A 22267-nucleotide genomic window follows, 5' to 3' on the forward strand; every position below is an offset into this window, starting at 1 on the left:
CAACCATGACAATGAATTCAACAGGACGGCGCACCGGCCAGATCGGCGATCAGGGCCGAGTAGTCGCGGCGCTTGGCCTCCTCGCTCAGCGGCGCCAGCAGCCGGCACAACGCCGGCGCCAGCCTGGGCTGCAAGCCGCTGGCCAGCGCGTGCTCGCACTCCCAGCGCAGGTCTTTCTCCAGATTGGCCAGCGAGAAGCGCGGCGCGTGGTCGCCGTCCAGATAGCGCTGCCCCAGCCGCCGGTACAAGGGCGAGGCCAGGCCGCTGCCGTCCAGCGCGTCGAGGAAGCTGTCCACCGCCAGCCCGTGCGCCCTGAGCAACGCGATCGCCTCGCCCAGCCCGCCCGCCATCACGCCCACCAGCAGGTTCAAAGCCAGCTTGGCGGTATTGCCCGCGCCCAGCCCGCCCAGATGATGGACGCCGCGCCCCAGCGCCCACAGCAGCGGGCTCGCCCACTCCACGTCCGCCTCCGCGCCGCCGACCAGAAAATGCAGGGTGCCGTGGCTGGCGTCGTGCACGCTGCCGGTCATCGGCGCCTCCACCAATGGCCAGCCGGCCGCTGCCGCTTCGGCGCCCAGCGCGGCCAATTGGGTGGGCTGATGGGTGCCCAGGTCCACCAGCCGGCGGCCGGCGGCCGGCGCGCTGGCGATGCCGTTGTCGCCGAACAACAGCGCGCGCAGCGCGGCGCTGTCGGTCAGCACCGTCGCCACCCAGTCGGCTCCAGCCACCGCTTCGGCCGGCGTCGCGTGCGCGCTGGCCCCGGCGTCCCGCAACGGCGCCGTCCGCTCCGGGCTGCGGTTATAGACCCGCACCTCCCAGCCCAGGCCCAGCAGCCGCAGTCCCAGCGCGGTTCCCATCGCGCCGCAGCCGATCAGCGCCAGCCGTTTTCCCGCATTCCGCCTGCTCATGCCGCCTCCCCCGCCACCTCGACCAAGGCCTTGAAGCGCTCGCGCCGGTACAGCGCGGCGAAGTAATCCGGCACCTCGTCCAGGCGCAATCTGTCGGAAAACATCAGGTCCAGCGCCGGCGCGCAATCGGCCATCGCCGCCGCCACCTCGCCGCGCAGGCCGATCGGATCGCCAATCACGAACTGCAGCGCGATCTCGCGCTGCATCAGCGCGCCCCAGTCCAATTCGAAACGGCCGGCTTGCGATCCCGCGCCGACCAGCCTGCCGCGCGGCCGCAATGCCGCCAGCGCGGTTTTCAGGCCGCTTTCGCCGCCCACCGCGTCCACCGCGGCGTCGAAAACGCCGGCCAAGCCCGGCGCCGCGTCCGACAGCGGCTGCCCGACCGCGATCTCCGCCACCGCCAGCCCCCCGCCGCGCGCGCGCGCCGCGCGGGCAGGGCTGGCCTCCAACAACAGGACCTCGACACCCCGGCGCGCCGCCAGCCAGGCGGTCAAGACGCCCACCGGGCCGGCCCCGACCACCGCCAAACGTTCGCCCGGAGCCAGCGCCAGCCGTTGCAGCGCGCCCAGCGCGGTCGGCATCACGTCGCCGGACAACAGGCCGAAGCGCGGGTCGGCGCCAGCGGCCAGCGGGCTCAGCGCGACATCCGCCCGCGGCACTCTCACGTATTCGGCCAGGCCGCCGTCCAGCCGCGGCTGCAGGCCGGAGAAGCCGAACAGCCGCCGTTCGCCGCACTGGGCATGCCGGCCCGCCGCGCAAGACTCGCATTCGCCGCAGGCGACGAAATCGGCGCAGGCCGCGCGCTGTCCGGGCCGCAGCCGCCTGACCGCCGCCCCCACCGCCGCCACCTCGCCGACGAATTCGTGCCCGATCACCGTGCCCGGCTCGAAACCCGGCACCGCGCCGCGGTAGATGTGCAGATCGGTGCCGCAGGTGGACGCGTGGGTAACCCTGAGCAGCGCATCGTCCGGCGCCAACAGCGCCGGCCGCGGCAGCATCGCCAGCCTCAGCCGTTGCGGCCCGTCCCATACCACCGCCTTCATCGTGTTCATCTGAGCTCCATCGCAAAGCGGTAGGCCGCCTGCAGCGCGGCGGCCAGATTGACGCCCAAGACGCCGCCGTCGGCCGCCCCCAGCACGGTGCAGGGAATGCCGGCCCGCCTCAGCGCCTCCTCCGGCCCCGGCCGCGGCGTCTGGCCGGCGGCGATCACCACGCTGCGCGCCGGCAGGCTGCGCGCCGCGCCGCCGCGCTCGCGCACGATCACCGCGTCGCCGGTGATCTCGACGACTTCGACCCGGCCCAGCAAGCGCACGCCGTCGCGGCGTAGCGCGTCCATCAATATCCAGCGCGTGGTGCGGCCGACGCGGTGGGCGAACTTGCGGCCGGAACGCTGCAGCAGCGTGATCGCCGGCGCCTCGTCGTCCGCGCCGCCGTCCAGGTACGGCGCCAGCGCCTCCGCCGGCAAATGCCGCGCCAGATAGGCGCGCGCATCGCGGGTCAGCTTGCCGCGCTTGGCTGCCAGGTATTTCGCCAGGTCGCAGGCGATGCCTCCCCCGCCGATCACCACCACCGGAAACGCCACCGGACAGCCCTGCTCCAGCACCTCGGCATAGTCCCGCACATGCGGCAGCTCCAGCCCCGGCACGCCTTCCGGCCGGCGCGGCGCGGCGCCCTGCGCCAGCACCACGTGGTCCCAACGCGCGCCGTCGAGCGCGCGCGCGTCGAAACGGCAGCCCAGCCGCACCGCCACGCCCGCGCGCAGCAGCTCGCCGCGGTAATGGCGGATGGTGGCGGCGAACTCCTCCTTTTGCGGAATGCGCGCCGCCAGGCGCAACTGGCCGCCCAGTTCGTCCCCGGCCTCAAACAGCGTCACCCGCGCGCCGCGCCGCGCCAGGAACAGGGCCGCGCCCATGCCGCTGATGCCGCCGCCGGCCACCGCCACCTCCATCGCGCGCGGCAGCGGCGGATAGCGGCCTTCGTCCGGCAGCCCGCAATCCGGATTGACGCTGCAGCCGACCGGCTGGCCAGTCAGCACGTGGTCCAGACAGCGCTGGTTGCAGGCGATGCAGGCGTTGATCTCGTCGAAACGGTTGCTTTCGGCCTTGCTGGCCAGCGCCGGGTCGGCCAGAAAGGGGCGCGCCATCGCGATCACATCGGCGCAGCCGTCCAATAGCAGCGCTTCGCCGTCGCGCGGGTCGTTGACGCGGTTGCTGACGGCCAGCTTCAGCTGCGGATAGCGACGCCGCGCCAGCCGGGCGGCGTCGGCGAAAGCCGCGCGCGGCACCGCCGCCGCGATCGTCGGCACCTCGGATTCGTGCCAGCCTATGCTGACGTTGAGCAGGTCGATGCCGTAGGGCAGCAGCTTGCCGATCAGCGCCATCGACTCCTCGGCGCCCAGCCCGTCCGGCAGCAGGTCCATGCAGGGCAGGCGGAAGATCAGCGGAAAATCCGCGCCGACGCGGCGGCGCACCGCGGCGGCGATCTCCACCGCCAGCCGCGCGCGGTTGTCGAAGCCGCCTCCCCAGCGGTCGGTCCGCTTATTGCAAGCCGGGGCCAGGAATTGGTGCACCAGGAAGCCCTGGCCGAACAGCAGCTCGATCGCGTCGTAGCCGGCGGCGACGGCGCGGGCCGCGCAATCGGCGTGGGCGGCGATGGTCGCCTGGATCTCGGCCTCGCTCAGCGGCCTGGGCGTGAACACGCTGGACGGCAGCCGCTCGGCCGACGACGACACCATGCCGCCGTGAAAGGCCTCGCGGCCGAAATGCAGGATCTGCAGCGCGATGCGGCCGCCGGCCTCGTGCACCGCGCCGGTGATCAGCCGATGCCCGGCGATTTCGTCGTCGCGACACAGGGCGAAGCCCCCCTGGGTGGTCTTGCCGGCCTCGTCCGGCGCGCAGCCGGCGCTGACGATCAGGCCGACGCCCTCGCGCGCGCGCAGCGCGTAGAACGCCGCCATCCTGTGCCAGGCGTCGTCGCACTCGTCCAGGTTGAGGTGCATCGAGCTCATCAGCAGCCGGTTGGGCAGCCGCAGCCGGTTCAGGCGGATGGGCGAGAACAGCCGGCCGAGCAAGGGTCTGGCTTCAGGCACACAGCCCTCCGTCGACGACCAGCACATGGCCGGTGATATAGCTGGCCGCGCCCGAGCACAGGAAGCCGACGGTCTGCGCCACCTCCTCCGGCCTGCCGAAGCGCGCCAGCGGGATCTGCCTGGCGCGCGCGTCCTCCAGCAAGGCCGCGCCCTTGTCCGACGCCTTCATCTGCGCCAACATGTCGGTGTCGATGAAACCCGGCGCCACCGCGTTGACGCGTATGCCGTAGCGGCCGACCTCGCGCGCCAGCCCGCGGGTCAGCGCCAAGAGGCCGGCCTTGGCCGCCGCGTAATTGGCCTGGCCGACCTGGGCCCGCATGCCGCCGACCGAGGCGATGTTGACGATCTGCCCGCTCTTGCGGCTCATCATGGTCTGCAGCGCGGCGCGCGCGCAGTGGAAGCTGCCGTCCAGATTGCTGCCCAGCACCGCGCTCCAGTCGTCGGCCGGCATCATCGCCAACAGGCCGTCGCGGACGATGCCGGCGTTGTTGACCAGAGTCTGCACCCAGAAGCCGCGCTGGCGGATGTCGGCGAACATCGCCGCCACCGCGTCGCGGTCGGACACGTCGGCGCCAACCGGATAGGCCTCGCCGCCGCCGGCCCGGATCGCCGCGCAAGCATCCTCGGCCGCCTTGGCGTCGCTGCGATAGTTGACGAAGACCGGCAGCTTGCGGCCGGCCAGCTCCAGCGCGATCGCGCGGCCTATGCCCCGCCCCGCCCCGGTCACCAGCGCCGCCTTGCGCAAGGCGAGCGGCAGTGCGTGTTCACTCATCGGATTCTCCATATGGCCGCCGCTTCCCAGCGCGCAGCGCGGAAATGATGACGCTCATCGGCGCAGCCCCAGCGCGCAGAAGGCGCCGGCGGCATCGTTGCCCAACACCAGCGCGGCGGCATCGTCCGGCAGCGTGCCGCCCGCGGCGGCCCGCGCCAGCGCCGGATCCGCGTCAGCCGCCACGTCCGGCGTCGCCGGCGCATGCCGGCGCGCCAGCGAGGCGGCGGCCAAGGCCACCTGCAGCGCGCCGCTCCAGCTCTCGCCCTCGCCCGCCAGGGCTCGCGCGGCTAACAGTCGGGACGGCTGCGCGGCGCCCTCCGCCTGCCAGCGCCGCAAGGCCAGCGTCTCCAGCCTTTCGTGAGCGCGCCCCGCGCCGCCGGCGCCCGGCAGCAGCAGGGCCGGCGCCATGTCGGCCGCGCGGCGCCAGCCGTCCAGCAGCGATTGGACCGCGTCGCCCCGGCCCAGCCGGCCCGCGTGCCAGCCGCCCAGCCTGGCGTAGACGCGCGCGCCGCGCGCCGCAGCGTGTTCGGCATCCTCCAGCACCAGCATGCACGCGCCCTCGGACGGAATCAGCCCGCCGCCCCGTTCGCCGAAGAAGGCCGGCCTGCCGGCCAGCGCCGCGTCGCCGTAGTAATCGCGGCAGAAACGCAAGGCGAAGCGCGACAACGCCTCCACGCCGCCCGCCAACGCGACCTTGGCTCGCCCGGAGCGGATCAGGCCGGCGGCGCGCGCCACCGCCTGCAGCGAAGCCAGCGGCCCCGACGCCAGCACCGAGCTGGGGCCCCGCAGGCCGAAGCGGATCGCCATCTGGCCGCAGGCGATATTGCGCGCCACCAGCGGGAATTCGGCCGGATTGATCCGCTCCGGCCGCCCCTGCAGCAACGGCAGCGAAAACTTGTGCACCGAGGTCTGCTCCGAGCGCGCGGTGCCCAGCAGCGTCGCGCAGTCCTCCGGTGCCTCGCCGTCGCCGTAGCCGGCATCTTCCAGCGCCGCGCCGGCGGCGAAGCTGGCCAGCATCATCGGCTTGTCCATCAGCCGCAGCGCGCGCTCGCTGAAATAGCGGGTGCGCGGGTAGTCGCCGACGCTGGCGATCAGGGATTCGGCGTGCGGCGGCGACGCCGAATCCGGCCAGGCGGAAAACACGAAGCGCCCGTCGAGCACGCCAGCCAGCCCCACGCCGTGCGGCCCGACAACGCCGATGCCGGTAATCGCCACTTCACGCATGCCCATCCTCCCCATAATGGCCGAACACGATGCAGGAGCAGGCGCCGCCGAAGCCGAACGACTGCGACAGCGCGCGCCGCAACGCAGCGGGCCGGGCCTCGGCCCCGACCAGGCGACTGCGCAACTCCGCCTCGTCGCCGCGGGTGTGCAGCGTCGGCGGAATCAGGCCCTTCTCCAGCGCCAGCACCGTGGCGGCCGCCTCCAGCGCGCCGGCCGCGCCCATGCAATGACCGATCGAGGCCTTGTTGGAGCTGATGTGCAGCCGCTCGGCGGCGTCGCCGAACACCCGGTTGATCGCGCGGATCTCGGACGCGTCGTTGTGGCGGGTGCCGGTGCCGTGGCAGTTGATGTAGTCGATGTCCGCCGGCGCCAGGCCGGCGTCGTCCAGCGCGCGGCGTATCGCCAGCGCCTCGCCGGCGCCGTCTTCCGAGGTGGCGGTCAGATGGTGGCCGGTGTTGGACAGGCCGTAGCCCAAAATCTCGGCATGGATGCGCGCGCCGCGCGCGCGCGCCGACTCCAGCGTTTCCAGATGGAACAGACCGGCGCCCTCGCCGATGAAGAAACCGTCCCGCTCGCTGTCGAACGGCCTGGGCTCGCCCGTGGTGATCGAATACAGGCCGTTGAAGGCCGCGTGTATCATCTCCGCCAGCACGTCGCCGCCGCCGGACAGGCAGCTATCGCATTCGCCGCCGCGTATCAGGTCGAAGGCATAGCCCAACGCGTCGGTGGTGGACGAGCAGGCGGTGGACACCAGCGACGACGGCCCGGTCAGATTGTGCCGCCGCGCCAGGAAGTCCAGCTGGTAATGGGCCGGGATCGTCTCCGCCGCCACCGGCGACGGCCGCCCCGCCTCGTAAGCGGCGCCGTATTCGCGCATATTGCGCATGCCGGCGCACAGCGTGCCCAGCACGCAGCCCACCCGGTCTTCGTCGGAGAACGCCGCGCCCAGGCCGGCATCCGCCAACGCCTCGGCGGCGGCCAGCGCCAGGAAGTAGGCGCTGTCCTCGCCCGGATCGCCGCAGCGCGCGCGCGCGCCGGCGTCGGCCAGCAGCTCCGCCGGCGCCTCGCCGCCCTGGGCGCTGCGGTAAACCGAGGCGTCGAAGCCTTGTATCGGCCGCCGCGCGCTCTCGCCGCCCGCCAGCGCCTGCCAGAAACGCTGCAGGCCGGCGCCGTAAGGCGACACCACGCCGATGCCGGTGATCACCACTCTTCGCTTGTCCATGCCCCCTCCCGCCGCCGCGCTAGCGCCGCACGCCGGCTATCGTCAATTCCACGGTCAGCACCTTGTCCCCGTCCACCTTGCCCAGCCCGCTGACCGCGTACATCGCGCTGCCAGGCGCAGGCTTCACGTCCAGCGCATAATCCACCCGCTCGCCCGGCCGGACGAAGCGGTGGAAGTAGGATTTGCGCACCCCAGCCAACACGCCCAGCGTTTCCGGCGTCCAGTCCTCCGCGCCGCAACGTATCGCCACGCCCGCCAATTGCGCCGCCGCCTCCAGCAAATAGACCCCGGGCACGATGGGCTCGCCCGGAAAGTGCCCGCGCAGGTGGGGATGGTCGGACCGCCAGCTGGCGCCGCCGCTGGCGCGCCAGCCGTCTACCTCGGCATCCCTGAGGAAAAAGGCGTCGCCGGCGTGCGGCAGCAGCGCCGCCAACTCGTCGCCGGTGAAGCGCCGCGCCGCCATGGCTACAGATCCTCCTCGGCGTCAAAAGCCGTCACCGCTTCCAGGTCCAGCTCGATGAAACGGCGGGCCGCGCCGTCGCCGAAGGTGTCCAGCACATAGCGCGCCAGCGTGCGTATGCTGTTGACCACCTTGGGGTTGAAGTTCTCCGGGATCACCGCGTCCAGCAGCTCATGCAGGGTGGCGATGGCGTCGAAGGCCTCGATGGAGTCCAGGCCGATCTGGTTGATCAAGTCGGCTTCGGCCGGCAGCGGCTGGTCTTCGTCCAGCTTCAGCAGCCGGACCAGGAAGTCGCGCAGCTTGTCCTCCAGCGCGGCCTCGAGCGCGACGGTGGCATCGTTCATTGCAGTCTCCTCCGTTGGTAATCAGGCGGCATGGCCGCGTATCGCGTGGAAAAAACCCGGGTAGCGGTCGTTGACCGCACCGAAACCGTGCTGGCGGTACCAGCCGCGGACCTCGGGCCTGCCGTGGCGGAACTGGTGCGGCGGCATCACGTTGTCGAAAGACAGGAACACCGAGCTGCGGTACAGCTCGCCCAGCGTCGGCCGGTCCGGATAGATGGGAAAACGGTCCTTGTTCACCCGGTACTGGGCCTTGAGGAAGCGCAGCACCAGCGGGAAGAAGACCGCGATGTAGGCATGGCACAGCGCGATCGTCAGCCAATGCGGCAGGCGGTGGCCCAGCTTGAGGAAATGGCGGTCGCGCTGACGGTACAGTCCGGCCCAGAAGCTGTCCTCTTCCGGCAGCGGATACAGCCAGGTCATGAAGTCGCCGCCCGGCGCCACCAGCGCGCCGATCGCGCGGAAGGCACGCAGCGTGTCCGGCGTGTGGTGCAGCACGCCTATGCTCATCGCGAACTGCAGGCTGCGCTCGGCGAACGGCGGGAACCAGACGTTGGCCTGGACGAAATGCAGATTGGGCAGATCGCGGTTTTCCCAGGCCGCGCGGGCGATGGCGTTGGACTGGTCTATCGCCACCACCTGGTGCTGCGGAAAGCGCCGCGCCAGCTCGCGCGCCTTCTCGCCGCTGCCGCAGCCGGCGTCCAACAGCCAGGCGCCGGCCGCGCGCGCGGACAGGCCGGGCGTGAACTCGCCGACGAACCAATCCATGAACTTGCCTATCTCGTAGCCGTACACCACCGCGCGGCGCTCGGCGCGGCCGGTTTGCCGCTTGTTCCACTGGTAGGTGAAGCCGCTGCGGGTCCTGGCCACCAGGCCGTCCTGCAGCAACAGCCGCGGCACGCCCTGCACCACCGGGTAATGGCGGCGGCAGCCGGCGCAGTGGAGTTCGCCGTCGTCGATCTCGCCCTCATTCTCTCCGCTTCCGGCCACGTGCAATTCACCGCGGCAATGGGGACAGCGGAGAATGGCCAGCAATTCGCGTTTCATCGTTGTCTGCTCCAGCTAGGTTGCAATGATCAGGCCGGTTGCCGCTCAAGCGCGCGGCCGCGCGCCGGCTGGCCGAAACGGGCGTCCAGCGCGTAACGGGTGCTCAGCCGCAGCGCGGCCTCGACATCCGGCAACGGAATGCCGACGGCGGCCAGTTCCGCCTGCGTGGCCGCGCAATCGAAGTCGCGCTCCTCGTCCAGATAGGCGCGGTAGGTCCGCAACAGCAGCTTCAGCGGGCTCAGGTGGAAACGGCGCAGCTCCTCCGGCGACGCCATCGCTTCCAGTTCCTCCGGACGGAACATCCGTGGCCGGGCCGGCGCGCCGCCATCCGGCCGCCGCGCGGCCAGCTCCTGGTACATCAGGCCGAAAATGCGCTCGAAATCCGGACTGTTGGCCAGGCCGGCGGTCAGGTGATAGCAACGCCCGATGGTATGGGACGCCGCATCCAGGTGCAGCATCGCCTCGCATACATAGTCCGCCGGCACCAGATCGGGCCGGGCTTTGGCGTTGGCCGGCAGCACCGGCATGCGGCCGCGCTCGGCCAGCTTGAGGAATTCGTAGTAGCCGAAGAACTTGCGTATGCGCCCGGCGCGCGACTCGCCGATGATCTGGCTGGGCCGGTAGACGGTCAGCGGCAGCCGGCCGCTCGCCTGCCAGACCAGTTGCTCCGCCTCGAACTTGGACTGTTCATAGCCATTGCAGAAGGCCTGCCCCTGATCGAGCTCCTCCTCGCCCAGCCGGCCGCCGCGCCGTCCGGACACGTAGGCGGTGGACACGTAGTTGAGCCGGAAATCGCCGCCGGCGCGCATCGCCTCCGCGGCGAACGCCAGCACCGCGCGGGTGCTGTCGACATTGGCCGCCCGCGACGCTTCCAGCGGCAGGTCGAAATCGACGCTGGCCGCCAGGTGGAACACCCGCCGGGTGCGCGCCGCCAGCTCGCGCCAGGCCGGTTCGGCCAGGCCGAAACGGGGCTGCGAGACGTCGCCGTGGCAGAGCGACACCCTGGCCCGTTCCGCGGGCGACAAGCGGCCGTAATCCATCGCCTCGGCCAGCCTGCCGGCCGCCTGCCCCGGCGCATCGCCGCGCACCAGCGCCGCAACCTGGCAAGCCGGGTGGCGCCGCAGCAGCCTGGGCAGCAACTCCCCTCCCAGCCCGCCGGTGACGCCGGTCAGCAATACCGTTCCCTGCATTTCCTGAGCGACAAAACTCATTTGCCATCACCTTTGCGCAGCCGAAGCCGATGCCCGCCTTTGGCGGGCGGTTCCATTCAGCGATTGCGGTGGATCACGTAGTCGACGAAGGCGGAGAAGCGTTCGCGGTCGACCGGGTTGAGGAAGTCCATTCCGGCGACGATGGCCTGGGTGCTGTCGATATACCCTTGGGCGATGTCGCGCGCGGCGTCGAAAGCGCCGCTGCCGGCCATCAGCGCCACCGCCTCGGCCAGCGTCTGGGGGTCGGCGGTGCGGCTCTGCAGGATCTCCACCAGCCTGGCCCGCTCGGCAGATCCCAGCCGCTCCAGCGCCAGCAGCACCTGCAGATTGATCTTGCCCTGGGTGATGTCCTCGGCCAGCGCCTTGCCCCACTTGTCGTCACCCGGCTGCACATTGAGGATGTCGTCGATGATCTGGAAGGCGATGCCCAGCTCCTCGCCCAGCGCGGCGAATTGCGCGGTTTGCTGCGGCGACGCGCCGGCCGCGATCGCGCCCAGCTTCAGCGGCAAGCGGTAGGTATAGGAAGTGGAACGGTGCACCACCGACTGCAGATACTGCGCCGGCGTGCCGTCCAGCCGCCCCATCCACGGCCAGGTGGTGTCTATCGTGGTGCCGACGCCGGTCACCCAGTGCTCCCAGGCGATCTCGTCGGCCAGGCGCTGCGCCTGTTCCGGCTCCAGGCCGGAATCGTCGGCGGCCAGCAGCTGGAAGCAGGCGTTCAGCCAGGCGGAGCCTGCGGCACCGGCGACGCGGACGCCGACTTGGCGATGCGCGGTCGGCCCGCCGCGGCGCAGCGGCGAGTCGTCTGCGACATCGTCCAGCACCAGCGAGGCGGCGTGGATGATCTCGGCGATCGCCACCACGACCGGCGTCCGTCGCGGATCGCGCTCGAAGGCCTGCATCACGCTGCATACCAGGAAGGGGCGCAGCATCTTGCCCATCCGGTTGTGGTAGGAACGGTAGGGATCGAGCCAGGCATCCTTCACCGCCTGCAGCATGGCCTCGGACAGCCGCGCGCCCAGCGCGGTTTCCAGATACGGGCGGCTCGCCAACCGGTCTATCGTCGCCAGCACCGTCTCGCGGCACCACGGGTACCAGCGGCGGTACTGCTGCGCCAGCGCGGGCGCCATGTCGGCCAGGAAATCGTCGCTATACTGCGCGTTGCCGTTCATCACAGCCTCCCTTCAGCAACCGGCGCGCCCAGCGCCGCCAGAAAACCGGCCATCGCCGCGCCGACGTCCGGCCCCAGCCGGCGCGCGCCGTCCAGCGCCGACGACTGCAGCCTGTCGGCGCTGGCCAGCAGCGCGCCGCGGTCGTATTCCGCCCGCCAGCGGATTTCCGCCTCGGCCACCCTGTCGCCGTTCAGTGTCAGCGATCGCGCCTGGCCGTCGGCCAAAGCCCGCAGGCGCAGCGACACGCCCAACTCCGTTCCCGCCTGGCGCAGCGCGTCGGCGTCGTCGGGGGCCAAGCCGGCGGCCGCTGCCGCCGTCGCCGCCGCCAGGCCGAAGCCCGGCGCGCCGGCGTAGTTGGAGAGATGGGCGATGAAGTCGGTCAGCGAGCCATGCTCCAGCCCGCGCTCGGCGCCCCACAGATCCATGGTGGTGCCCAGGCTCTGCTGGAACAGATAACGCTGAGCCAGCCGCAGCCGCGCCGCCGGCGCGAGGTTTTCCGCGCGGCGCAACACCAGCACCGGCGCCAGCTGGCGCGCGTTGTAGGCGATGGTGACCCAGACCGGCAGCGGCACCGACACCTTGTCGCTGACGCTGGCGTCCAGATCTCGGCCATTGGCCAGATCATCCAGCATGAAGGACGCCAGATGGCTGAACTCCAGCGCGGCCAGCAAGGCCGGATGCTCGCGCTTGTCTCCGCCCAGCGCGTCGATCAGCAGGCCGGCCAGCGCCGGCTTCAGCCTGGCGTCGTGCTGGTCCGCCCATTCGCGCAGCGGCTGGAAGAAGCCCTGCTCCAGCGCCGGCCAGTCCCAGCCGAAACGGGGCCGGTCGACTACCTCGGCCAGCCAGGCCATGTCCTCGCGCTGCGGCAGGTAGCGGTGGAGGGCGGCCGACGCGCATTGCTGCGCAGCCTTGAATTGCGTGGTAATCACATCAACTCCCTGTAGTCAGTGCATGCGTCCACACCATGCCGGCCGCCAGCAGGCCGCCGCCGTACATGATGTACAGATGGGAGGCCCAGTCCTTCTCCGGCTGGCGCCGGTACCATTCCAGAAACAACAGGCCCACCGGCAGATGCACGACGGCGAACAGCACGCAGCCCGGCGTCAGCACACCGGAGGCCGCGCCGTAATACATCAGCGCGCAGGTCAGCAGGTGCACCAGCCGCAGCAGCCAGTAGGCGGCGCGCTCGCCGAGCAGCAGCGGCACGGTGCGGAAACCGGCACGCGCATCGCCCGGCATGTCGCGGATGTCCCACATCAGCTCGACGAAGTAATTGAGGGCGAAGCTGAGGACGATGGCCTGCAGCGCGGCCTCGCCGGGGCGGACGCCGACGTAGAGATGCGGCGTCAGCACCAGCGCCACCGACCAGAACAGGCCGGCGTACAGATTCTTCACGAACGGCACTTCCTTGATCCGCAGCGGCCGGCCGCGCCAGACGAAGGGCAGCGGCCGGCTGTACAGCGAACCCAGGAAATGCACGGCGCCGCCGTAGAGGACGAAGATCCAACCGGCGTGCAGCGACAGCAGAAAGCCGCCGAAGAAGCAGGCGGCGACCACCGCCTTGGTGTGGCGGTTGCGGCCGAACAGGCGGTAGCGGCTGCTGTAGTTGACGCCGTCTTCCTCGGCGTCGGTGTAGATGTTGTAGATGTAGCCGCCGGCTGTGGTCAGCACGATCATCAGGTAGTAATCGAAAGCCAGCGGCAAGCGCAGCGCCTGGTTCCAGAAATAGGTGAGGAACACCGGCATCAGCGCGATGTGGAAGCGGTTGGTGAAGAAGTAGCCGGCGGTGCCTAGGCTCAAGGCGCGGATATTCATGCTGTCACCTGCACAGTAAGGGAAGCAGTTGATCGATGGCGTCGATGCGCCAGTCCGGCTCCGGGCCGTCCGGCGCTTCGCCGCCCGACGCCACCAGCACCGCCCTCGCGCCGGCCTTGCGCGCCAGCGCGACGTCCTGCAGCGGCGAATCGCCTATCACCACGCAGTCGGACAAAGGCGCCGGCAAATCCATCACCGACTCCAACGCATAGGGATTCGGCTTGCCCAGCACCATCGCCTGGGCGTCCAGCGCCTGCTCGACGCGGGCCACGGTCTGGCCGGGGCCGGGATGGATGCCGTCGCCGTCGGGAAAGCCCAGATCGCGGCAGGTGGCGATCAGCTGCGGCTGCGCCGCCCGCGCCAGACGCCGCAGCGTGTCCTCGTCCAGCGCCGGATCGCGGCTCGCCACCACGGTGTCCGCTTCCTCCGGCGCCGCCCAGCTCAGCAATCCGCCGCACATGGCGTCCAGTTCGGCGCGCAGCGCGTCGGAGCCGACGACGAACAGTTTGCGCGGCCGGCCGCAGCGCCGCAGATAATGCGCGACCGTCATCGCCGCGGTGTACACCTCGCCGGCGTCAACCTCGACGCCGGCCGACGCCAGCTGCGCCACCACCTGCCGCCGCTCGACGCTGCTGGAATTGGTGAGGAAGCGCAGCGGGTGCCCGGCCGCGCGCAGCTGGCGCAGCACTTCTCCGGCCGGCAGATGGCCATCGGGCTCCCGCCGGCCCAGCAGCACGCCGTGCAGATCGAAGATCAGGGGCGCGTAAGCCATGGCGTCCTCCTCAGGCCAGCAGCGCCGCCGCCGGGCGCGAAGCCGCCAGCGGACGATGCCAGTAGGCCGGCGACACGAAGTAGTCGGAAAATTGCCGCAGCAGCGGCAGCCTGTCCGCCGCCAATGCCGGCACCGCGCCGTCCAGCGCCGCGCCGGCGCGGGCGATGCAGCGCGCCACTTCGCCCCCGCAGGCGTCCAGCGCGCCGCTGCGCGCCAGGATGGCGATGATGTCGCCGCTGTCCAGGCCGGCCTGCGCGCCCGATTGCCACGCCAGCAGCGCGTCGCGGTCGCGGCCCTCGGCCATGGTCTTGGCCAGCGCGTAGAGATAGGTGGGCTTGCAGTGCAGCAGGTCGGTGGCGACGCCGCGCCCCTGTCCCTTCTCGCTGGCAGCGTTCAAGTCCTCCAGATCATCCTGCAGCTGGTAGGCCAGCGCCGATTGCCCCGCCCAGCGCTCCAGCGCCTTGGTCCGGCCCGCTTCCGCGCCGGCCAGCCGCGCGCCGGCGTACGCGCACAGCTCGAATAGCCTGCCGGTCTTCAGCCAGGCGTTATCCAGGCAGGCCTGCGGCGATGGCATCTCGTCGCCCTCGTGGAACACGTCCTTGAGCTGGGCCGCGTTGTCGAAGAATTCGTGCCTCTCCAGCGCGCGGGCGACGTCCAGCACCGCGGCCTGGTCGAATCCGCTCTCCAGCAGCAGCCTGCCGGCCAGCGCGCGGCAGATCTTGCCGTAGGCGAAGGCGGTGATCGCGCCGCGCCGCATCGCGCCGCCGGAAAACACCCTGCCGACGCCCTCCTCCGACCCGCGCCGATCGGCGAACCAGCCGGCGAAGGCCTGGTGCACGGTCGGCCAGCCTCGCCGCGCCGCATCCTCGTCGTAGATGTCGTCGTGCACCAGGGTATGGTGGTGGTACAGCTGCATCGCCGCGGCCACCGGCAGGATGGCGTCCTCGCCGCCGCCGCAGGCCAGATGGGCCAGCGCCGCGGCGATGCCGTGCATCCGCTTGCCGTCGCAGTCCAGGTAATGCCGCAGCCAGCCGTACACGCGGCCTATCAGCGGATGGCCGCGCTCCGGCCCGTCCTCGCGCAGCGATTCGATCGCCGCCGCGATGCATTCGTCTATCCTGCCCCGCAGCCGCTCCAGTTCGGCCGGCATGCGCTGCGCATCGTGCGCTGTTGCGTTCATCAACGGCTCCTTGCTCATGCGATGGTCGCCGGCGCGGAGCGCCGCGCCGCCTCTCCGGACACGGCCGATCCGCCATCGGCCAAATGCAGGTGGTGCCAGAGCTGGGCGCTGACCACGAAGGTGGCGCCCAGGCCCAGCGCCAGCCGCTCGAGATAGCGCCGGGCCTTGCCGCCGGCAGACGGCGGCGAGGCCAGCGCCCGGAACAGCGAACGCACTCGCTCCGGATCGAAATAGCCGTACTCGGCCAGCTTGCCCGGCGACAGCAGCTCCGCGTACAGCGGCGCGGCGCGCGGGCCGACGAAAGGGGTGCCGAAGGGCATCACGAAACGGGTTTTCGGCCGCCAGGCCACCTCGTCAGGCAGCCAGCGCGCCGCGGCGACGCGCAGGATGTGTTTCTCCCGCCCGCGGCGCAGCTTCAGCGCCGGATCCAGCGCCGCCGCGTACTCGACCAGCGCACGATCCAGAAAGGGGTAGCGCCCCTCGACCGAATGGGCGGCATAGATGCGGTCGCCATGCGCGCCCAGCAGATAATTGGGCAGCATCACCTGGTAGGACACGTACAGCGAGCGGTCCAGCCAATGGCGGCCGCGCACCGCGCCGCGGTCGAACTCGAAGCCGTCCCAGCAGCCGCCCGCCGCCGCCATCGCCCTCAGCTCCGGGGAAAACAGCGGCGTCAACGCCTCGCGGTAGAACTCCCACTCATAGGCCTGCGCCGGCACGCAGCCGAAATGCTCGGCCAACACGCCCAGCCGGTCCTCCCCCGGCAACAGGCATTCCGAGCCGTAATGGCCGCGCAGCCACGGCCGGACCATCGTCCGCAACGGCGAGAGGCCGCGCCCCGTCAGCGCGCCCAGCTGCCGGTACTGGCGGAAGGCCAGATAGCCGGCGAAAGCCTCGTCGGCGCCCTCGCCGGTGAGCACGATCTTCGAACGCTTGCCGGCTTCGCCGGCCAAGCGCATCAGGGCCGACGCCTCGGTGGAGATCACCGGCGTCTCGCCATGCCAGATCAGCCGGGGGAAGGCGTCGGCGATGCCCGCCTCGTCGATGCGGACCCGCTTCAAATCCACGCCCAGCCACTCGGCGGTGCGGGCCGCGGCGCCGCCCTCGTCCATCCGCCCATGTTCGGATGCGGCGCAGAAAGCGGCGATGGATGCTTGGCTGCGGCGCTGCAGCAGCGCGGCGATCACGGCCGAATCGATGCCGCCGCTGAGAAAGCAGGTCGGCTCGAACTCGCCCTGAGCGTGGCTGGCCACGGCCCGTTCCAGCCGAGCCGCCAGCCCCTCGGCCGCCTGCGCCTCGCTCAGCCTGGCATGCTCGCCGGCCAGCGGAAAATCCAGCGACCAGTAACGGCCAATCTCCAGCCGTCCGGCGCGGAAGCTGAGCCTGTGGGCGGCGGGCAATTGATGGATGCCGCCGAAGGGCGTCAGCGGCGCGCAGACGGCGCCGAAATAAGCGAGCTGCAGCATCGCGCGCGGCTCCGCCCGGCGCGGCATACCGGCCACCGCCAGCAGGCCCTTGATCTCGGAGCTGAAATACAGCGCGCCGTCCAGCCGCGCCCAATGCAAGGGACAGATGCCCATTCGGTCGCGCGCCAGATGCAGCGAGTCGTCGCGGGAGTCGAAGATGGCGATGGCGAACTGGCCGTCCAGCCATTGGAAGCAATCCGTTCCGTACTCCTCGTACAGGTGGACGATGACTTCGCCGTCGCTGCCGCCTGACAGGCTATGGCCGCGGCGCGACAGGTTTTCGCGCAATTCGAGGTGGTTGTAGATTTCGCCGTTGAACACGGCGTGGATGGCGCGGCTCTCGTCGCTGAAAGGCTGGCTGCCGTTGGCGACATCGACGATGGCCAGCCTGGACGAGGCCAGCAACGCCGGGCCGACGCGCCGCGCCGCCAGGCCGTCCGGGCCGCGATGGGTCTGGCGCAGTATCATCCGCCTGGCCTCGGCCACGTCGCCATCGTGCGCATGGCGGTCCAGCAGCGCTCCCGCGATTCCGCACATGCGCCTACCCTCCCGCCTGGCCGGACAGCAGCCGCGTGCCCTGCAGCGGCGAACCATCCAGCGCGCCGTTGAGGTTGCCGGCCACCCTGCCATCCACCACGTAGGTGGCGATGCCGTGGCGCGCGGCGCGGAAACCGTGCGAAATCTTGGCCAGCATGCCGCCGCTGACGTCCTGCCCGGCGGCGTCTATCTTGCGCAGCGCGTCGCCATCGCTGTCGGACAGCTGACCATGTATCGCCTCGCCGCGGCCGTGCTCCCGGTAGACACCGCGCGCGCGGGTGGCCAGCACCAGGCTGGCCGCGCCGAGCGCCAGCGCCAGTTCCACCGCCATGATGTCGCTGGAGCAGACGGCGAAGCCGTCGCAATCGAGCACGAAATTGCCGCCGACCACCGGCGTCACGCCGCGGGCCAGCAGCTCCCGCACCGGCTCAAGATCGAGCGGAGACGCGCGCCCCGCGCTGGCGCGGAACAACTGGATGGCGGGCAGCCGCAAAGGCTTGAGCCCGCCCGCCTCCAGGCAATCCACCACTTCCAGCTCCAGCCGGGCCAGATCGCGCGCCACCTCGGCCACCACGCCGGCGCGGCCGCTTGGCAGCCTGCCGTCCAGATAGCCGTAGCGGCGCGCCGGCGGCTTGCCGTAGGCGCCGGTGCCATGCACCAGCACCAGCGGCCGGCCGCAAGCGGCCAACTCGCGCGCGCGCGCCGTCAGCAGGTCGCGATCGACGTCCGGACCGCCGGGCCCTTCGCAGGTGATCAGGCTGCCGCCCAGTTTCACCACCGCGCAGCCCGGCGCGGATGCGGAGTGTGGAATGCCGCTCACGATGGCCGCGTCACTGCGCCACGGCGATGGCGTTGGCGGCCTTGATGAATTGCTCGGCCTTCAACGGATCGATGGTGGTGCCGCGGTCGTAGCCGCTGCACACCGCGCCGCGCACGCCGACCACGTCGGCGCCGATGCGGGCCAACAGTTCCAGGTGCTCGGCCCGCACCGAACCGGCCAGCGCCACCTTCAGGCCCTTGGCGTGGGCCTGCTGCACGAATTCCGTCAGTTGCTGCTCGTTCAGCGCGTCGAACAGCGACTTGCCGTCCTTGATATAGGTATCCACCATCACCATATCCGACTTGGACTGGGCGGCGATTTCCACCAGTTGCTGCGGCGACAGGCCGCCGAAACGCTGGTAATCGGCGTAACCGGCGGTGACCACGGTCACCGACGGATCGAAGTCCTTGCAGGTGCGTACCACGGCGCTCATCAGTTCCACGCCTTCGGCCACGTCCTTGGAGCCGTGCAGGCCGGCCTTGACGTACTTGACGCCGCTGCTGACCGCGCCCAGCGCCGCCAGCGAGGCGGTGCCCGGCTTGTGCGGCAGATCGCCCAGCGTGGCGCTGAACACCACCTTGGGATCGTTGATGCGGGCGATCACCTCGCGGATGATCCAGGGAAAGCTCGCGCCGAGCGAGCCTTCGTTGATGTTCTTGATGTCGATGATGTTCGTGCCGCACTCCCAAGCCACAACCGCTTCCGCCGTACTGATAGGACTGATAAGAACCTTCATGCCCTGCCCCCTGACTCTGACGATTAAGCAAACGGCGGCCGCCATCCGCGGTCCGCCCCAATGGATTTCCATGAACCGAACGACCTGACTCCAGCAACGTCATCCACGCTTCGCCGTGCCCCGCGTCCAAGCATGCCTCGATGATGAAAGCGACGCCCACACGAAAAATGTGAATGTCATCAAACTACATCATTTATCGATTTGTAAAAATAAAAATTTCGAATAGCCGCAAACCATGCAGCCAAAAAGACACAAGATATTGTTTCAAATGAGAAACTAAATAAGATTAATGTCTGAAAAATATATTTCGCTCTTAATCAATCAGCAAGACCAATCAAATGAAAACAAATAAAAATCAGAAACATATCAATCAGACTCCCGAATAATGACAAATGCAATGACTTAATAAATGCCAGATTTGTTGACCATTTCCAAAAAAATCCGCTCAAGGCAAAACAGGCTCTTACTTGGCGATAAACAGAAAGCCCATTCCGAAACGCTCCCTATTATCCACAGCGGCGATTCGGCACCCGACGCAAACGCTAAGCGGTTTGGAGAAACGCCTTGCCGCCACGGACAGCAATCGCGCCAAAGCGGAAAATCATTCGCAAACCGGCACGCAATAAAAAAACACGCGGCATCGCTGCCGCGTGTTTTTTATTGCCGGCGCTGGAAATCGCCGATCTATTCCATTCCGACTCAATCGCCCTGGCGCACGTCCAGCAGCTCCTGCAGCTGGCTCAGCGTGCCGCTGTCCTTCACCACGTGCTGCAGCCATTCCTCCAGGCTCATCTCCGCCCAGCGCGCGGCGCGCTCGGCCAGCAGCGCCACCGGGCTGTGCGGCTCGTTGTGGCGGAAGTAGCGGGCCACCTCGGTCAAGGCGGTCACCGCCTCCTGGCGGCTGCGGATCTGGCCGTTGAAGGCGGTAGCCGGGGCGGCGGCATGGACCGGACTGCTCATGGCTGGGCTCACAGGTTTGCTTTCCTCGACGGGCTGCCGCTGCGGCGCGGCCGCCGGCGCGTTGCCGGCGAATTGCTGGCGATAGCGCAGGACCAGGTCCTGGCAGGCGTAGATGGCGTTGCGGATGTCGGCCAGGCTGGGGCCGGCCTGGCCGAAGCGCTGGTCGACCAAGGCATCCAGCTCCTCGTAGGCGGTCAGCAAGGCCACCAGCTCTTCGGCCTTGGCCTGGAACCAGCCGTGGCCGGACAGGGTGGCGGCCTTTTCGAAGGCCTCGCCGCTGAGCTTGCCCTCGGCGATGGCGGCCTCGCGCGCCTCGCCGTCCTTCAGGCCCAGGTTCTCCACATCGCGCGACTGCTGCCACTGGTGCCAGCTGTAGCCGCCGAACTCGGGCTTGATCAGCGGCACATTGCGTAGCGCGTTGCCCAGCTGCTGGTTCATCCACTCCAGCTTGGCCACGCGCTCGTCCAGATCGTGCGGGTCCAGTTCGGGATAGCCGCTTTCCCAGAAGTCCCGCAGCCAGCCGCCCACCAGCGCCAGGCCGCGCGCCAGGCCGCCCGCGCCGTTGACCTGGGTCTGCGCCTCGGCATACCAGGCCAGCAGCTGCAGATCCTTGCTCTTGTTCTTCAGCGCGTCTTCGCACAGGCGTATCACTTGCGGCCATTCGGCGGTCTTCAGCGACTGTTCCCAATCGCCCATCGCCAGCGACGGATCGTCGCTGCGGCGCGCCTCGCGGATCTGGTCGAAGATCAGGGAGTAGGCCAGGTCTTCCCCGGCCGGCGCATCCGGACGCACCGGCTGCATCAGATGTTCAATGCTTTGATCCATGTTCTTTCTCTAGCCCTTGCTGACCTGAGGCAGCGTGGAAATCAGCGTGGCGCCGCAGCTGACCTTGTGGCCGTCCAGCGCCACCGCCTTGCCGCCGACCAGCCAGCCGCCGTCGCCTTCGACGATGGTGCAGTTGACGTGGCCCTGCTGCGGGCAGGTGACGGCATCGCCGACGCAAGCCACCTGCTTGCCGAACAGCGTGGTGGACGAGGCGGCGCTCACCACCTTGCCGCCGTGGTCGGTCGGGTCGCCCAAACGGATTGCAGCCTTCATGCTGTCGCCTCCTCTGCCGGCGGTCTGGCCATCGCCAGAGACACCAGCTCGTCATGGAAATGGGTAATCACGGCGGGCGCCTGCAGCCGCGCGCAGTGGCTGACCGCGGCCGCGGCCAGCAGCATCGGCGTCGCCGCGCCGGCGTCGCCCCACTCGCGCACCACATTGCTCGCCTCGTCTATCGGGTGCAACTCCACCTGATGGCGGGACAACGCGGTGGCGATGGCCGCCAGCCGCACGCCGCCGACGTCGATCTGTCCGCTGTTGTGGCACAGCCAGGCCAAACTGGACGCCTGGTTGTTCTCCGGCTTGGCCTCTTCCGGGCTGAACGGGTAGTCCAGCAGCGCGGCGTTGACCAGCGCGTTGTCCAGCACCGGCTGCAGGCTGCGCGCCAGTTGCAGCGCCTTGTCCTGCGCCAAGCTCACCGAGCTGGACTGCGACAGGATGGCCAGCTTGGGCAGCCTGGCCAGGCTGGCCTGCTGGCTGGGCGGCACGATGCCCCAGCCGGCGGCCGGACCGGCGAAATCCTTCTCCCAGTACGGCTGATAGGGATCGGCGTCCTCGGCTTCCTGTTCCGGCTCCGCCGGCGCCACCAGGCCGTCGCGCAGGAACAGCATGGCCACCACCGCGATCCCCGGCTCGCCCATCCAGCTGCGGCGCTTGCTCAGCTCGGGATCGACCTCGCCCCAGTCTTCATCGTCGTCGCGCTCCGCCAGCGGCGCGTCGGCCGCCAGCACCACCAGGCCCGGCAGCTCCGGATCCTGCTGCAGCACCTGCAGCACGCGGTCGGCAAGCTGTCCGCTGCCGGGCAGGAAGCGGCAGTCGCCGCCGACATGGACGTCGCCGCCCAGGGTCTCGGCGACCGCCAGCTGCTTCAGTTCCTTGACCCGGGTCAGTTGCTCGACGCCCGGCACCTGGCGCATCGGCTCCAGGTACAGCGGCAGCCAGGCCGCGCCCGGCGCCTCGGCGTACAGGCCGGACAACATCTCCGACAGGTGCGGGGACAGCGCGTCCATCGCCTCGCCGGCCTCCACCTCGTCCTTGTCCAGCGCCAGCCAATGGGCGCCGTCGGCCATCTCGGCCAGCCAGGCCGGCTCGTCCTTGGCCGGGGCCGCCGCGGTCCACAGCCAACGGCAGCCGACCGCGCGCTGGCGCTCGCGCAATTCCGCGGCGTGCTGCGCGCGCGCCGCCTCGCGCTTGTCGTTGCGCTCGGCCTCCGCCTGTTCCTCCTGCTGCTGCGCCTCGTCCGCCGCGCGTTTTTCCTTCAGATAGCTCCACAGCCTGACGCCGGCGCTCAGCAGCATCGGCGGCCCCAGGTGCAGCATCAGGATGGCCGACGGGCTGATGCGCTGCCAGCTCTGCGGCAACACCAGCCACAGCAGCGCCCACCAGCCTATGGTGACGCCGCCGAACAGGCCCAAGGTTCTCCACATCGCGA

At 70.0% G+C, this 22267-nt stretch carries 21 protein-coding genes; all 21 read right to left on the minus strand.

From position 1 onward, the window contains the following. Positions 1 to 17: 17 nt before the first annotated feature. Positions 18 to 908 carry an NAD(P)-dependent oxidoreductase gene (locus CV_RS19540; RefSeq protein ID WP_011137491.1) on the minus strand — a complete coding sequence of 297 codons (891 nt, stop codon included), beginning with the start codon at positions 906 to 908 and terminating at the stop codon, positions 18 to 20. Beyond that, positions 905 to 1960, minus strand: coding sequence for a zinc-dependent alcohol dehydrogenase (locus CV_RS22385; RefSeq protein WP_052278876.1), 1056 nt, complete (start codon positions 1958 to 1960; stop codon positions 905 to 907). The genes CV_RS19540 and CV_RS22385 overlap by 4 nt, the downstream gene beginning before the upstream one ends. Further along, positions 1957 to 3996, minus strand: coding sequence for an FAD-dependent oxidoreductase (locus CV_RS19550; RefSeq protein WP_158303333.1), 2040 nt, complete (start codon positions 3994 to 3996; stop codon positions 1957 to 1959). Before CV_RS19550 ends, CV_RS22385 begins: the two co-directional genes overlap by 4 nt. Further along, complete coding sequence (fabG, locus tag CV_RS19555) at positions 3989 to 4768, minus strand: 3-oxoacyl-ACP reductase FabG (protein WP_043596780.1); 780 nt, start codon at positions 4766 to 4768, stop codon at positions 3989 to 3991. Before fabG ends, CV_RS19550 begins: the two co-directional genes overlap by 8 nt. A 54-nt stretch (positions 4769 to 4822) precedes the next feature. Beyond that, positions 4823 to 5992, minus strand: a complete 1170-nt coding sequence (locus tag CV_RS19560; protein WP_011137495.1) for a beta-ketoacyl synthase — start codon at positions 5990 to 5992, stop codon at positions 4823 to 4825. Next, positions 5985 to 7214 carry a beta-ketoacyl-[acyl-carrier-protein] synthase family protein gene (locus CV_RS19565; RefSeq protein WP_011137496.1) on the minus strand — a complete coding sequence of 410 codons (1230 nt, stop codon included), beginning with the start codon at positions 7212 to 7214 and terminating at the stop codon, positions 5985 to 5987. The genes CV_RS19560 and CV_RS19565 overlap by 8 nt, the downstream gene beginning before the upstream one ends. Positions 7215 to 7233: 19 nt before the next feature. Further along, positions 7234 to 7677 (minus strand): 3-hydroxyacyl-ACP dehydratase FabZ family protein, encoded by a 444-nt coding sequence (locus CV_RS19570; RefSeq protein WP_011137497.1) that lies wholly within the window; start codon positions 7675 to 7677, stop codon positions 7234 to 7236. A 2-nt stretch (positions 7678 to 7679) separates the two neighbouring features. Next, the gene (locus CV_RS19575; protein WP_011137498.1) at positions 7680 to 8018 is read right to left on the minus strand and encodes a hypothetical protein; all 339 of its coding nucleotides are present in this window, start codon (positions 8016 to 8018) and stop codon (positions 7680 to 7682) included. A 21-nt stretch (positions 8019 to 8039) separates the two neighbouring features. Beyond that, on the minus strand, positions 8040 to 9062 hold the full coding sequence (locus CV_RS19580; RefSeq protein WP_011137499.1) for a methyltransferase domain-containing protein: 1023 nt from the start codon (positions 9060 to 9062) through the stop codon (positions 8040 to 8042). A gap of 29 nt (positions 9063 to 9091) precedes the next feature. Further along, positions 9092 to 10273, minus strand: a complete 1182-nt coding sequence (locus CV_RS22390) for an SDR family oxidoreductase (protein WP_011137500.1) — start codon at positions 10271 to 10273, stop codon at positions 9092 to 9094. 56 nt (positions 10274 to 10329) lie between these two features. Further along, the gene (locus CV_RS19590; RefSeq protein ID WP_218567072.1) at positions 10330 to 11445 is read right to left on the minus strand and encodes a polyprenyl synthetase family protein; all 1116 of its coding nucleotides are present in this window, start codon (positions 11443 to 11445) and stop codon (positions 10330 to 10332) included. Then, on the minus strand, positions 11445 to 12374 hold the full coding sequence (locus CV_RS19595; RefSeq protein WP_011137502.1) for a hypothetical protein: 930 nt from the start codon (positions 12372 to 12374) through the stop codon (positions 11445 to 11447). The genes CV_RS19590 and CV_RS19595 overlap by 1 nt, the downstream gene beginning before the upstream one ends. Before the next feature lies 1 nt (position 12375). After that, positions 12376 to 13260, minus strand: a complete 885-nt coding sequence (locus tag CV_RS19600; protein WP_011137503.1) for a UbiA family prenyltransferase — start codon at positions 13258 to 13260, stop codon at positions 12376 to 12378. A gap of 4 nt (positions 13261 to 13264) precedes the next feature. After that, positions 13265 to 14032 carry an HAD-IIA family hydrolase gene (locus CV_RS19605; protein WP_011137504.1) on the minus strand — a complete coding sequence of 256 codons (768 nt, stop codon included), beginning with the start codon at positions 14030 to 14032 and terminating at the stop codon, positions 13265 to 13267. A gap of 10 nt (positions 14033 to 14042) precedes the next feature. Beyond that, complete coding sequence (locus CV_RS19610) at positions 14043 to 15212, minus strand: polyprenyl synthetase family protein (protein WP_158303334.1); 1170 nt, start codon at positions 15210 to 15212, stop codon at positions 14043 to 14045. Between the two features lie 14 nt (positions 15213 to 15226). Next, on the minus strand, positions 15227 to 17215 hold the full coding sequence (gene asnB, locus CV_RS19615) for an asparagine synthase (glutamine-hydrolyzing) (RefSeq protein ID WP_011137506.1): 1989 nt from the start codon (positions 17213 to 17215) through the stop codon (positions 15227 to 15229). Positions 17216 to 17219: 4 nt separating this feature from the next. Further along, entirely contained in the window at positions 17220 to 18035 is an 816-nt protein-coding gene (locus tag CV_RS19620; RefSeq protein ID WP_011137507.1) for an isopentenyl phosphate kinase family protein, read from the minus strand. 10 nt (positions 18036 to 18045) lie between these two features. Next, complete coding sequence (locus CV_RS19625; RefSeq protein ID WP_011137508.1) at positions 18046 to 18771, minus strand: (5-formylfuran-3-yl)methyl phosphate synthase; 726 nt, start codon at positions 18769 to 18771, stop codon at positions 18046 to 18048. A 699-nt stretch (positions 18772 to 19470) separates the two neighbouring features. Beyond that, the gene (tssA, locus tag CV_RS19630; RefSeq protein ID WP_011137510.1) at positions 19471 to 20556 is read right to left on the minus strand and encodes a type VI secretion system protein TssA; all 1086 of its coding nucleotides are present in this window, start codon (positions 20554 to 20556) and stop codon (positions 19471 to 19473) included. 9 nt (positions 20557 to 20565) lie between these two features. Continuing rightward, positions 20566 to 20829, minus strand: coding sequence for a PAAR domain-containing protein (locus CV_RS19635; protein WP_043596788.1), 264 nt, complete (start codon positions 20827 to 20829; stop codon positions 20566 to 20568). After that, on the minus strand, positions 20826 to 22262 hold the full coding sequence (locus CV_RS19640; RefSeq protein ID WP_043596790.1) for a hypothetical protein: 1437 nt from the start codon (positions 22260 to 22262) through the stop codon (positions 20826 to 20828). Before CV_RS19640 ends, CV_RS19635 begins: the two co-directional genes overlap by 4 nt. Positions 22263 to 22267 lie beyond the last annotated feature (5 nt).

Origin of the sequence: Chromobacterium violaceum ATCC 12472 (assembly GCF_000007705.1) — a bacterium.
Lineage (GTDB): Bacteria > Pseudomonadota > Gammaproteobacteria > Burkholderiales > Chromobacteriaceae > Chromobacterium > Chromobacterium violaceum.

Excerpts from the sequence above, each read along its gene's own strand:
- CV_RS19540 (WP_011137491.1), bottom strand. The coding sequence starts at position 908 with ATGAGCAGGCGGAATGCGGGAAAACGGCTGGCGCTGATCGGCTGCGGC.
- CV_RS22385 (WP_052278876.1), bottom strand. The coding sequence starts at position 1,960 with ATGAACACGATGAAGGCGGTGGTATGGGACGGGCCGCAACGGCTGAGG.
- fabG (WP_043596780.1), bottom strand. The coding sequence starts at position 4,768 with ATGAGTGAACACGCACTGCCGCTCGCCTTGCGCAAGGCGGCGCTGGTG.
- CV_RS19560 (WP_011137495.1), bottom strand. The coding sequence starts at position 5,992 with ATGCGTGAAGTGGCGATTACCGGCATCGGCGTTGTCGGGCCGCACGGC.
- CV_RS19565 (WP_011137496.1), bottom strand. The coding sequence starts at position 7,214 with ATGGACAAGCGAAGAGTGGTGATCACCGGCATCGGCGTGGTGTCGCCT.
- CV_RS19570 (WP_011137497.1), bottom strand. The coding sequence starts at position 7,677 with ATGGCGGCGCGGCGCTTCACCGGCGACGAGTTGGCGGCGCTGCTGCCG.
- CV_RS19575 (WP_011137498.1), bottom strand. The coding sequence starts at position 8,018 with ATGAACGATGCCACCGTCGCGCTCGAGGCCGCGCTGGAGGACAAGCTG.
- CV_RS19580 (WP_011137499.1), bottom strand. The coding sequence starts at position 9,062 with ATGAAACGCGAATTGCTGGCCATTCTCCGCTGTCCCCATTGCCGCGGT.
- CV_RS22390 (WP_011137500.1), bottom strand. The coding sequence starts at position 10,273 with ATGAGTTTTGTCGCTCAGGAAATGCAGGGAACGGTATTGCTGACCGGC.
- CV_RS19590 (WP_218567072.1), bottom strand. The coding sequence starts at position 11,445 with ATGAACGGCAACGCGCAGTATAGCGACGATTTCCTGGCCGACATGGCG.
- CV_RS19600 (WP_011137503.1), bottom strand. The coding sequence starts at position 13,260 with ATGAATATCCGCGCCTTGAGCCTAGGCACCGCCGGCTACTTCTTCACC.
- CV_RS19605 (WP_011137504.1), bottom strand. The coding sequence starts at position 14,032 with ATGGCTTACGCGCCCCTGATCTTCGATCTGCACGGCGTGCTGCTGGGC.
- CV_RS19610 (WP_158303334.1), bottom strand. The coding sequence starts at position 15,212 with ATGAACGCAACAGCGCACGATGCGCAGCGCATGCCGGCCGAACTGGAG.
- asnB (WP_011137506.1), bottom strand. The coding sequence starts at position 17,215 with ATGTGCGGAATCGCGGGAGCGCTGCTGGACCGCCATGCGCACGATGGC.
- CV_RS19625 (WP_011137508.1), bottom strand. The coding sequence starts at position 18,771 with ATGAAGGTTCTTATCAGTCCTATCAGTACGGCGGAAGCGGTTGTGGCT.
- tssA (WP_011137510.1), bottom strand. The coding sequence starts at position 20,556 with ATGGATCAAAGCATTGAACATCTGATGCAGCCGGTGCGTCCGGATGCG.
- CV_RS19635 (WP_043596788.1), bottom strand. The coding sequence starts at position 20,829 with ATGAAGGCTGCAATCCGTTTGGGCGACCCGACCGACCACGGCGGCAAG.
- CV_RS19640 (WP_043596790.1), bottom strand. The coding sequence starts at position 22,262 with ATGTGGAGAACCTTGGGCCTGTTCGGCGGCGTCACCATAGGCTGGTGG.